8 protein-coding genes and 1 pseudogene are annotated in these 10,986 nt (G+C 49.1%); 5 read left to right on the forward strand and 4 right to left on the reverse strand.

Annotated features, from left to right (window positions below; all coding sequences use genetic code 11):
- Window positions 1-233: 233 nt before the first annotated feature.
- Window positions 234-1,124 carry a peptide chain release factor N(5)-glutamine methyltransferase gene (gene prmC / locus HZB31_08805; GenBank protein ID MBI5848031.1) on the forward strand — a complete coding sequence of 297 codons (891 nt, stop codon included), beginning with the start codon at window positions 234-236 and terminating at the stop codon, window positions 1,122-1,124.
- A gap of 28 nt (window positions 1,125-1,152) precedes the next feature.
- Here prmC and HZB31_08810 read toward each other — a convergent pair whose 3' ends face one another.
- On the reverse strand, window positions 1,153-2,691 hold the full coding sequence (locus HZB31_08810; protein MBI5848032.1) for an FAD-dependent monooxygenase: 1,539 nt from the start codon (window positions 2,689-2,691) through the stop codon (window positions 1,153-1,155).
- A 126-nt stretch (window positions 2,692-2,817) separates the two neighbouring features.
- Window positions 2,818-3,918 carry a hypothetical protein gene (locus tag HZB31_08815; protein ID MBI5848033.1) on the reverse strand — a complete coding sequence of 367 codons (1,101 nt, stop codon included), beginning with the start codon at window positions 3,916-3,918 and terminating at the stop codon, window positions 2,818-2,820.
- A 198-nt stretch (window positions 3,919-4,116) separates the two neighbouring features.
- Between HZB31_08815 and HZB31_08820 the strand changes: the two genes are divergently transcribed.
- Genes HZB31_08820 through HZB31_08835 form a run of 4 tightly spaced genes read left to right on the forward strand, consistent with a single transcriptional unit; the run spans window position 4,117 to window position 8,144 of the window.
- Complete coding sequence (locus HZB31_08820; GenBank protein ID MBI5848034.1) at window positions 4,117-5,160, forward strand: 4Fe-4S dicluster domain-containing protein; 1,044 nt, start codon at window positions 4,117-4,119, stop codon at window positions 5,158-5,160.
- 1 nt (window position 5,161) lies between these two features.
- Window positions 5,162-6,070 (forward strand): FAD/NAD(P)-binding protein, encoded by a 909-nt coding sequence (locus tag HZB31_08825; GenBank protein ID MBI5848035.1) that lies wholly within the window; start codon window positions 5,162-5,164, stop codon window positions 6,068-6,070.
- Window positions 6,070-6,873, forward strand: coding sequence for an NADH:ubiquinone oxidoreductase (locus tag HZB31_08830; GenBank protein MBI5848036.1), 804 nt, complete (start codon window positions 6,070-6,072; stop codon window positions 6,871-6,873). The genes HZB31_08825 and HZB31_08830 overlap by 1 nt, the downstream gene beginning before the upstream one ends.
- Complete coding sequence (locus HZB31_08835; protein MBI5848037.1) at window positions 6,870-8,144, forward strand: Ni/Fe hydrogenase subunit alpha; 1,275 nt, start codon at window positions 6,870-6,872, stop codon at window positions 8,142-8,144. Before HZB31_08830 ends, HZB31_08835 begins: the two co-directional genes overlap by 4 nt.
- Before the next feature lie 6 nt (window positions 8,145-8,150).
- Here the strand turns inward: HZB31_08835 and HZB31_08840 are convergent, their stop codons facing one another.
- On the reverse strand, window positions 8,151-9,065 hold the full coding sequence (locus tag HZB31_08840) for a YkgJ family cysteine cluster protein (protein ID MBI5848038.1): 915 nt from the start codon (window positions 9,063-9,065) through the stop codon (window positions 8,151-8,153).
- Between the two features lie 96 nt (window positions 9,066-9,161).
- Window positions 9,162-10,986: pseudogene (locus tag HZB31_08845) on the reverse strand (sodium-translocating pyrophosphatase).

A 10,986-nucleotide genomic window follows, 5' to 3' on the forward strand; every position in this document is an offset into this window, starting at 1 on the left:
GTAAACCCCATGAATCGACAAATATCTTTAAGTGGCATAGCTCTCTTTGATATCAAACGGTTGAGATTTCATATTGCGGTTTGTTTTATTGATGTCGTGCGTTGCCTGTTTTCAAGGAGTCGTCATGGCGTTTACTCTGCCCCCAGCTCTCTTTGTATAATTAAAAACATGGGAATTGCCTATTTCCCAAAATTAACAGAAGAAACTTCCCTGTCAGAATGTTTGCGTAATCAATGAGACTGCTTGAGCTGTTAAGAAAATCGACTGAGCACCTTGAAGCAGCCGGAATTGATGACCCCCTGGCTGAGGCGGAGTTGCTTGTCTTTCATGTTGTCAAGATGGACCGGCTCGATGCGTATGTTGAGAATCCTGAAATAGCGGTTGCAAATTCGGCAAAGGTCAGAAGGCTGCTTCAGCGAAGAATCAAGGGAGAGCCTGCTCAGTATATCATCGGTCATGTCGAATTCTCCGGACTGACTATCAGGGTCGGGAAAGGGGTGCTTATCCCGAGACCTGAAACAGAGCTGCTGGTCGAAGAAGTGATAAAAGTAGCAAGAAGTCAGAAAACAGTCTCCTTCGGCGACCCGCCGAGGCTGGAAGTCAGAAGTAAAACAGTAAAATCTTTTTCGCTATTGGATATCTGCACAGGCAGCGGCTGTATTGCCCTGTCCCTTGCCATGAAGTTTCCTGACGCAGAGGTATATGGAACTGATCTGTCAAAAGAGGCACTTATTTACGCAAAGAAAAATGCAGCGGCAAACAATATTACAAATGTACGATTTGCTCAAGGCTCACTCTTTGCGCCAATAAGAGGGAAGAGGTTCGACATTATCACTGCCAATCCGCCGTATATCAGGGCAGATGAGATTGAAACCCTGCAGCGCGAAATTCGGGACTGGGAGCCTGTTGCTGCACTTGATGGCGGAATGGACGGCATGGATTTCTATCGGGCTATTCTTGCTTCGGCACGCTGGTATCTTAATCCCGGCGGATTCATATTCCTTGAACTTGGCTACGACCAGGCAGAAGGAGTGCAAAAGATCGCAGACGCAGAAGGATTTCGGGAAGTATCGGTTATTAATGATTATGCCGGGATCGGAAGGATTCTGAAGGCAAGGGCTTGACGATTATCTCTTTCTGTCGCATGCAACGCTAAGCATTACTCTCCACAATATGCATGGCAGCCATTATTCCATCAGCTCCGCTTGATATGATGCCTCCGGAGCGTCCGCTGCCTTCGCCAACGATATAAAGATTTTCGATGCCGATACAGCAGCGCTCTTTTTCCCGCAGGACCTGAATCGGTGCTGAAGTCTTGCTCTCAAGCCCCATGATGCTGCCTGTTTCAAAACCCTGAATTTTTCTGCTGAAATCCCTGAGCCCTGCCCTGAGAGAAATGCTTATTTCAGCAGGCAGAAGGTCCCATAACGCCGCAGGCTTTAATCCAAGCGGATAACTTGATTCAACAATATCCACCTGCTCCTTCTGGTCAATAAAATTCTGTATACTGCAAAACGGTGCTGCAAAGCCATTTGAGTATTGGTAAAACCGCTCTTCAAGGGCTGCTACCCAGTCAAGTGTTTCTTCCGGTGTTGCCTCCCTGCCCATGAGTCTGTCAGGATGAATGCCGGCAACACATGCGGCGTTGGCGAACACCCCATTTCGCTTGTACCGGCTCATGCCGTTTACAATGTTGGTATTGTGATATGCCGTTGCAGCAACAACAGTGCCGCCGGGGCACATACAGAAGGTATATACCGGAAGTCTGCTGTCACCCGGGGAGGTAAGGCGGTATTCAGCAGCCTTTACACCAGGCAGGGTTTCCTTGCCCCACTGTGCCTTGTTTATGATCTCCTGGGAATGTTCCACTCTGCTGCCCAGGGCAAAATTCTTTGTACGGAAGGCAACACCCCTCCTGATCATCATCCGGTAGGTCTCGTATGCTGAATGGCCCGGTGCAATAATGAAGTAGTCAGCCTCCATTGCACCTGATGATGTGATCGCTTCAGTGACCCTGCCGTTTTCTATCTTCAGGTCCTCAAGCAGTGTTTCAAATACCATGCGGCCGCCTATGGCGCTGAAGGCATCTCTGAGATTTTTGACGATCATTCTGAGATTGTCGCTCCCCAGATGAGGATGCGCCATATATCCAATTTCTTCCGGGGCTCCTGCGCTGATATAGCTCTCTAAGATGAACTGCCGCTCTTTTGATATATGCTTGGATCTTGACGTGAGCTTTCCATCCGAAAATGTCCCTGCACCGCCTTCACCAAAGACATAATTGCCCATAGGATTAAATACGCCGGTCTTTTCAAACTCCCTGATCCCTTCAGCCCGCTTATAAACATCCGTGCCCCTTTCAATAAGCGTGGTATCAAATCCTGCCTTCTGCAGAACATATGCGGAAAAGAACCCGGCAGGACCGCTGCCGACAACAACCGCTTTTTTATTCTTCCTCTGATAGGGGATATTCAGGGACGGGAAGAGAAGGGGAGAGCCTCCGTCAATTTCATCTGACAAGACCACCACCCTGATCAGCCAGTGGATATTCGCTTTTTTTCTGGCATCAAGGCTCTTGTTCTCTATCTGATAGGTGAATTCTCCAATGCCAAGCTGTTTCGCAATGCCTTGCTTCAGCTCCTCCTCAAGATAATCCGTATGCAGCTGTAATGAAATTTCCCGGTATCCCATAGCGGTATTTTACATCATATTCGTTATTTGACACCTGCGGGACAGACACAGGACTGAAGATACAAAGCATAAAAAAGGGCCTGCACCAAGTCAGGCGCAGGCCCTTTTTCCGATAAATACGCCGTGCTATTCTGTCAATGTCTCCTCAGGAGGCGTATACCCTCCTGAACCCTCAGTTTTAGAGAAGGCAAGCCATCCTGGATATATGATACCTACAAGCGGAACGAGAATGAGAAGGCCAAGCCACTTGTTTTTGCCAAGATTTTCCGTGACACACATCCAGAGATATATCCCTACAAACAAATTGACGAGCGGGACTAAGAACAGAAGGACCCACCAGCCTGGCTTTCCCGCTGAAACAACAAACGTCCAGGCCTGAACAATCGGGATCCAGGCTGTCCAGGGAGCAGTCACATTCAGCTTCTTTGCGATAAGGAACAGGCAGAGACTGTAATATACGTAAACTGCAATCCCGATTAGGACTAATATCATGCCAAAGGCTGCAATCACTGCAATAAGGGCAGCTGGTCCTGCAGCATCAGGAATCTGCTTTGGCATTGGAATGGGAGGAGTAACAGGCGTAACAGGAGCCGGCGGTGCCGGAACTGTTTGAGTCTGAGAAGGCTTTTGCGACTGGGCCTGCTGAGTCGCTGTTTGTGCAGACGTTGCAGGTTTTTCGACAGCAGCAGATGCAGGGGACTCAGCCGGTTTTGTTTTCTGGTCTGCCGGTGCATTGGCACCTGGCTTCACCGCTTTTGCATCCGTCGGCGCGGGTTGCGCTGGCTTGGATGCAGGCTGAGGCTCTTTTGCCGGCTGACCTGCCTTAGTCTCTACTACAGAGGCCGACTTTGCCTCTTTTTTCTCGCTGGTCGGTTCGGGTTTTTTTACATCAGAAGGTTTTTTTTTTACAATTTCACCGGAGTCCTTCTTAATGAGTCCGACCTTCTCAAGCGAATACTCGGGGTCGATGAGAAAAGCATCTCTAAAAGACTCATCGGACTCGCTGAACTTGCCCAGTTTATACAGGGAATATCCGATCAGGTAATATGCAGTAGGGTCAGGTTTCTTATTGATATACTCCCTGAAATGCGTGACGGCAGCCTTGAAGTTCTTACTGTTGTACGCCTTGAGCCCTGCTTTAAAATCCTTATCGTCATTTGGAATAGCCGCACCTGCTGCTGCAGCAAACAGCACTAACAACACCACGACCAGTGCTACTTTTTTCATGCCCTCCTCCTTGTATAGAAGAACCTTTTCTATATGATGATGATAATAATGTAATCATTATAGCAAATCCCGTTTCTGTTTATATCTTTTTGTGCTATTTATCAACATATCAATTACTTTATTCCTCTGAGCCTGCTTGCCAAGAATTAGATTTCATTATAGGATGTAACTACATCTTACACGTCACAAGGGGAACCCATGCTTTTTAGGATTCTTAAGAAGGATGATTTAATAAAGTTGTATGCCCTGCTTGCAGAGGGCAATCGGGTAGTCGGCCCGGTAAAAAAAGGCGGGGACAAGGACGGCAAGGCCATCTATTCCTTTGAAGAGATCGCCGCTTTCAGTGATCTGCATCTGTCCCACACCTCAACAAAGATATCGGCAAAAAAGTTCTTCATGCCTTTCAGGGAAACCATGGCATCCTTTCGGATGCAGGGAAAGGACTGGGACAAGAAGATCGGATTCAATATTAGCAGTCCTCTGGTATTTTTTGGCATGCATGCCTGTGACATCAATGCCCTGAACAAACTCGACAAGGTTCTTCTGGGGAGTCACTATCCGATGCCATACTATGCTGCAAAGCGAAAAAATATGTTTATTGTCGGTATTGACTGCGAGCCTCAGCCCTATTGCTTCTGCAGGTCCATGGGCGCAGACACCGCGTTGCACGGTTTTGACCTTTTTCTGACAGATCTCGGTGATCACTACTTTGTGGAGATCCTTTCGGACACGGCCTATAATTTCATGAAGCAGCTAACCGCTAAAGAGCCGGCAGAAGACGATCATGCGCGATATATGAAGGTCGCATTGGAAAAGAACAGGAAGTTCTCTGCGCATGTTGACAATACAGATCTGACCAAGATTCTGGATATGGAATTCCAGTCAGAGGTCTGGAAAAAATGGGGAGACCAGTGCATGTCCTGCGGAACCTGTGCAAATGTCTGTCCAACCTGCTACTGCTATGGCGTCGAGGAGTCTGTAGAACTCGATCTCACCAGGGCGCAAAAAACCAAATTTCTCTACTCATGCAATCTTATTGATTTCGCTGAGGTTGCCGGCGGACATAACTTCAGGCCCGAAAGCCATACAAGACTAAAATACCGCTACTATCACAAGCACCGCGGATTTGTCGAAGCGTATGAGGAGTCCCTCTGCGTCGGCTGCGGCAGATGCGGAGAGGCCTGCCTTGCAGGGATTACAGTCCCGGAGGTTATTGCAAGCGTCAGGGGGCAGGATAACTGATATGGGCAATAAGATTACCTTCACCGACGTTATGGCAGATCAAAAACTGCACCAGCAGCGCAGACATGACCTGAGCGCCTTTGAGAGGACCTTTAAGGCAGAAATCACTGCTGTTCACAAACTCACGGAAGTCGAAAATCTTTTCAGGATCCAGATCATCGATCCTGAAGATAGAAACAATTTTACTTTTCAGCCAGGTCAGTTTGTAATCCTCGAGCTTCCCGGCATCGGAGAAGCGCCCTTTTCGATCTCCTCATCTGCATCGCGGCATGGCGATCTTGAACTCTGCATACGCAGGGTCGGAAGTCTGACCAATTTTCTCTTCAGACTTGACCGCGGCACTCATGTCGGCATTCGCGGCCCCTTCGGCACCGGCTTTCCGATGGAACAGATGCATGGAGAAAATATCCTCCTGATTGCAGGAGGCCTCGGGCTTGCGCCCCTGCGTTCGCCGATTGCCTATGTACAGGAAAACAGGAACCAGTTTAATAATGTCGACATTATTTACGGGACAAAAGATCCGTCACAGCTCCTTTTCACCTATCAATACGATATGTGGCGCGCTGATGATGTGAACCTTCATATCATCGTCGAAAAGGGCGATCTGTCCTGGAAAGGCCCTGTCGGCATGATAACCAAAGTGCTTCAGGATATATTTGGGCATAGGGAAACAGACTATTTCCAGAAAACCTATGCCATTGTCTGCGGCCCTCCGGTAATGTTCAAATTTGTCTGCAAGATGCTGAATGAGCGGGATATCCCAATGGAGAAGATGTTTGTATCTCTTGAGCGAAAAATGCAATGCGGCATGGGGAAATGCTGCAGATGCAATGTCGGCTCAACCTATACTTGCGTCAAGGGCCCTGTTTTTGACTACTGGTCAGTCATGAACATGAAGGAGGCCATCTGATGACTGATATAAATTCCGGACAGAAGAACTTTCTCGGTCTTCCGGTTGTTAAGCCAAAGGTCGCTTTTTTTGAGCTTTCATCCTGCGAAGGCTGCCAGCTCCAGATCATAAACAACGAGGCAACCCTCCTCGATTTTCTGTCCCTGGTCCAGGTGGTCAATTTCCGCGAAGCAATGACAGAAAGCTCGGATGACTATGCTATTGCCTTTGTTGAAGGCAGTGTAACGAGAAACGACGAAATTGAGAGGCTCAAAAATATCAGGGATAATGCCAAAGTCCTTGTTGCACTCGGGTCCTGCGCATGTTTTGGCGGCGTGAATCAGCTCAAGAACCGCTTTGAGCTCAACTGGGTAAAGCAGGAGGTGTATGGGAACTCGACAATCGATACTGCCAAAGCCCAGCCCCTTGAGGATTTTGTGCATGTTGACCTCAGGATCTATGGCTGTCCTGTCAGAAAAGAAGAGGTCGAGAAGATCGTGACCAATCTTGTCATCGGCAAGGAGGTTCATCACCCGCGATACCCGGTTTGTATGGAATGCAAGGCAAACGAAAATGTCTGCCTGTATGATCTTGGCGAGCCCTGCCTTGGCCCCATTACCAGGGCTGGCTGTGATTCATGGTGCCCAAACAACAGGGCCGGCTGCTGGGGCTGCCGCGGACCGGCAGATGAGGCAAATATGCAGCAGATGAAAAAGATTATGGCCGAGAAGGGATTCTCAGAAGAGACCATGATCGACCGCCTTGAATGCTTTGGCGGGTTCACCGGTTACATGGAACAATTTAGAAAGGGTTCGGCGATATGAAGCTCAACTGCAATGTAGACGTCCACCACCTTACCCGCGTCGAAGGGCACGGAAATATCAGGATAAAGATTCAGGACGGAAGACTTGAGGAAGCACGCTGGGAGGTTGTTGAAACCCCGCGTTTTTTCGAGGCCTTTCTCGTCGGCAAGAAATGGGACAATGCACCATGGATCTGCGGAAGAATATGCGGCATCTGCTCCATAGGACATACGCTTGCAAGCATCCGGGCCGTTGAAAATGCCTTCGGCATTGTGCCGACAGAACAGACACGGAAATTGCGGCTTCTGCTGAAACACATGGAAACCCTGCAGAGCCATATTCTTCACCTGTATTTTCTTGCAGCACCCGATTTTGCAAATGTCGGCAGCGTATTTCCGCTTATTGAGGCTGCACCTGATATTGTTGCACGGGCAGCAAGGATAAAACTCCTGGCAAACGATGTCTGCGACTGTATCGGCGGTCGCCGCATGCATCCTACCAGAACTGTTGTCGGAGGCTTTACCATGTTGCCGACGAAAAGTGAACTTGCCGTGCAGCAGGAAAGACTTATGGCCGTTGTCGATGACCTCATAAAAACTGCTGCACTTTTCAAAACATTCGTGCTGCCTGATTTTGTGCGTGAGACCGAGTTCGTGTCATTAAAAGGCGATACGGATTATCCTTTTATCGGAGGCGATCTTATCTCGACTGACGGCGTTCATAAGAGCGAACATGAGTACAAAAAGATGACTAATGAATATATCGTTGAGCAGTCTACCTCAAAATGGTCGAAGCTCTCGAGAAAGTCTTTTGCGGTAGGTGCACTTGCACGCCTCAATAATAACTTCCGGTTCCTTCATCCTACGGCTAAAGAAGTTTCGATCAGCTTCGGACTTGAACCAATAAACCACAATCCCTATATGAATAATGTCGCTCAGCTCGTCGAGTCTGTTCATGTTGTGGCTGAATCGATAACGTTAATCGATGAACTTCTTGATACTGACTTCTCAGAGCCACGGCAGCAGGTTGTGGCAAGGGCAGGCGTTGGCGTCGGCGCCGTTGAAGTCCCAAGAGGCATCCTGTACCACAGCTACGAGTTTGATGATACAGGCCATATCGTGAAATGCGACTGCGTCATCCCCACCAGTCAGAATCATGCGAACATCCAGCATGACCTTCATGAACTGGCTGCGCAGTATGCAAAGGAAGGCAGGAAGGACCGCGATATCGAACTTCTTGCCCAGATGCTGGTCAGGGCCTATGACCCCTGCATCTCCTGCTCGGTACACTGAAAAGGGCTATTCTTTTCCAGCCTGCTCGTCCTTTTCCCTTGCCTCTTTTCTCTGCTTTTCTCTTTGGGCGAGCAGTTTCTCTTTGGCTATTTTCCGCGCCTCTTCGTCCACCTTAAAGTCTCCTTCATCGAACATGACAAAGCGGAGCCACTTAAGGGAGAATTTGAGGAATTCAAGTTCGTCTTTCATCAGCTGGTCAATATATTCACGATCGAGCCCGTAGGCTTCGATGAACTTGCTGCTTAACACAAACTCCTTAAACAGGTCGAGGTTAGTGCTGACGATAAAAAACAGATCCAGAGATTTCTGGCTGAACTCAACAGGGCCAAGGGTCTTTGCCTTGAGAACGACCGCCATCCAGTCACTGTTCATCTCGTCGTACAGGTCTGATTCCTGGTCAGCACGCCACTCGTCGATCGTCCACTCAGTGGCCTCATTATGTCCGAGGCAATGCTCCTCTTTGATCTTGATAAAGAAGTTCTCGCCAGTCTTACTGTCATCTTTTTTCATGGTCCCCATGCCGATCGGATAATAGCGGCAGGTGAGCGGCCTGTCGCTATATACGGAACAGCCTTCGGGTGTAAGAAAAGGGCAGGACCTGGCTTCGTCCATATTCAGTCGTATCGATACTACAGGAAGCTGGCTCTTCTCTATGGCTGCAGGCTCGGTGTACTGCACCAGAAAATCCTTGTATTCCAGGCCAAGCCTTGTTTTCAGCCTGAAAATGTCATATGGGGTGAGAAATATTTTAATACCGCTGCAGCACTTCGTAAAGCATGCAATACCGGGATAACATTTGAATCTGAATTTTGACTTTGCAGTGAGCAACTCAGGCACCACTACGCTTTTCTGAACTTTTGCTTCAACCGCTTTTCTGATTTCGCTGGCTTCGGTATTCTTGGGGGTCTTTCTTGAGCTCATATGCACATCCTCGATTTATTATTGCTGGGTGAATTATAACAAAAAAGCCGGCCCCGATGCCCGGGACCGGCTTTTTCTGTTTTGAATCAGGAACTATTACAGCATCGGTACGATCAGAAGCGCTACAATGTTGATAACCTTGATCATCGGGTTGATTGCCGGGCCTGCGGTATCCTTGTAAGGATTGCCAACCGTATCGCCTGTAACAGAGGCCTTATGTCCATCGCTGCCCTTCTTGTGGACAACACCCTTGGAATCGGTAACGCCGTCTTCAAAGGCCTTCTTGGCATTGGCCGCCAAGGGCCTCTTTACCAAGAAGCAGGCCGACTGCGATAGGCGCTACAACCGGGATGAGCGCAGGAACCATCATCTGCTTGATGGCTGACTGGGTGACGATATCAACGCACTTGCCATACTCAGGCTTTGCCTTGTATTCCATAATGCCGGGAATCTCCCTGAACTGTCTCCTGACCTCATCGACAATGCTGCCTGCTGCCTTGCCGACAGCTTCCATAAGGAGTGAGCCGTAATAATAAGGGAGCAGACCGCCGATAAAGAGACCTGCCAGAACCATAGGGTTTGAAAGATCAAACAGAACCGGTGATGAGAACGACCGGGAGTACTCTGCAAAAAGAACAAGGGCAGCAAGTCCTGCTGAGCCGATAGCATAACCCTTGGTAACAGCCTTAGTTGTGTTTCCGACAGCATCAAGAGGGTCGGTTATATTACGGATCTCTTCAGGCAGTCCTGACATTTCAGCAATACCGCCAGCATTGTCAGTAATTGGTCCGTATGAGTCGATGGCAACAACGATGCCGGTCATCGAAAGCATCGAAACCGCTGACAGGGCTATGGCAAAAAGGCCGCCGGTCAAATCTCCATCGAATCCTCCACCCAACTGATATGCACCAAGGATTGAGGCAACGATGACCAGAACAGGGGCTGCGGTTGACTTCATGCTGACTGCAAGACCTGCGATGACGTTTGTGCCATGACCGGTCAAGCTTGCCTGTGCAATATGCTTTACAGGAGCATATTCCTTGGCAGTGAAATACTCAGTTATGACAACAATCAGTCCTGTCAGTGCAAGGCCAATCAGCGACATAAGGAAGACGCTCATCTGGGTAAAAGACGGATGTGAGGCCATTGAAGCAGCATCCACACCCTTCAGAAATTCACCGGTAACGATATAGAAGGTTATTGCCGCAAGAACACCTGCAACTGCCAATCCTTTGTACAGAGCACCCATGATATACTGGCTCTTGCCAAGCCTTACTGCAAATGTGCCGATAATGGAAGCGATGATAGATATGCCGCCTAACATCATCGGGAATTCAACCCAGGGGCTGTTGGCGCCAAAAACCGTCTTTGCAAGGAGCATTGCCGCCACAAGGGTAACCGTGTAGGTTTCATAAAGGTCTGCTGCCATACCTGCGCAGTCACCAACGTTGTCACCAACGTTGTCTGCGATAACTGCAGGGTTTCTCGGATCATCTTCAGGGATTCCTGCCTCAACTTTTCCGACAAGGTCAGCGCCTACGTCAGCAGCCTTTGTATAGATGCCGCCTGCGATACGGGCAAACACGCTCATGAGTGAGCACCCGAAGCCCAGACCGATGAGTGCATGGAATGCCTGTTCAGGGGCAGCCTGCTTTGCAATGAAATAAAAGCCTGCAAGTCCTATGATACCTGTACCAACAACCATAACGCCGGTAACCGAGCCGCCCTTAAACGCAAGGCCGAGTGCAGCCTGAAGGCCTTTGCTGGCCGCCGCTGTAGTGCGAACGTTTGCACGGACCGTGACCCACATACCGACAAAGCCCGCAAATGCAGAGCCGACGGTCCCAATTATGAAACCGATCGCTGCCCACATGCCGAGCTGCGGTATAGCGGCAATAGCAATAACGAGAACAACCGCAAC

The sequence above is a fragment of the Nitrospirota bacterium genome (assembly GCA_016235245.1).
Lineage (GTDB): Bacteria > Nitrospirota > Thermodesulfovibrionia > Thermodesulfovibrionales > UBA6898 > UBA6898.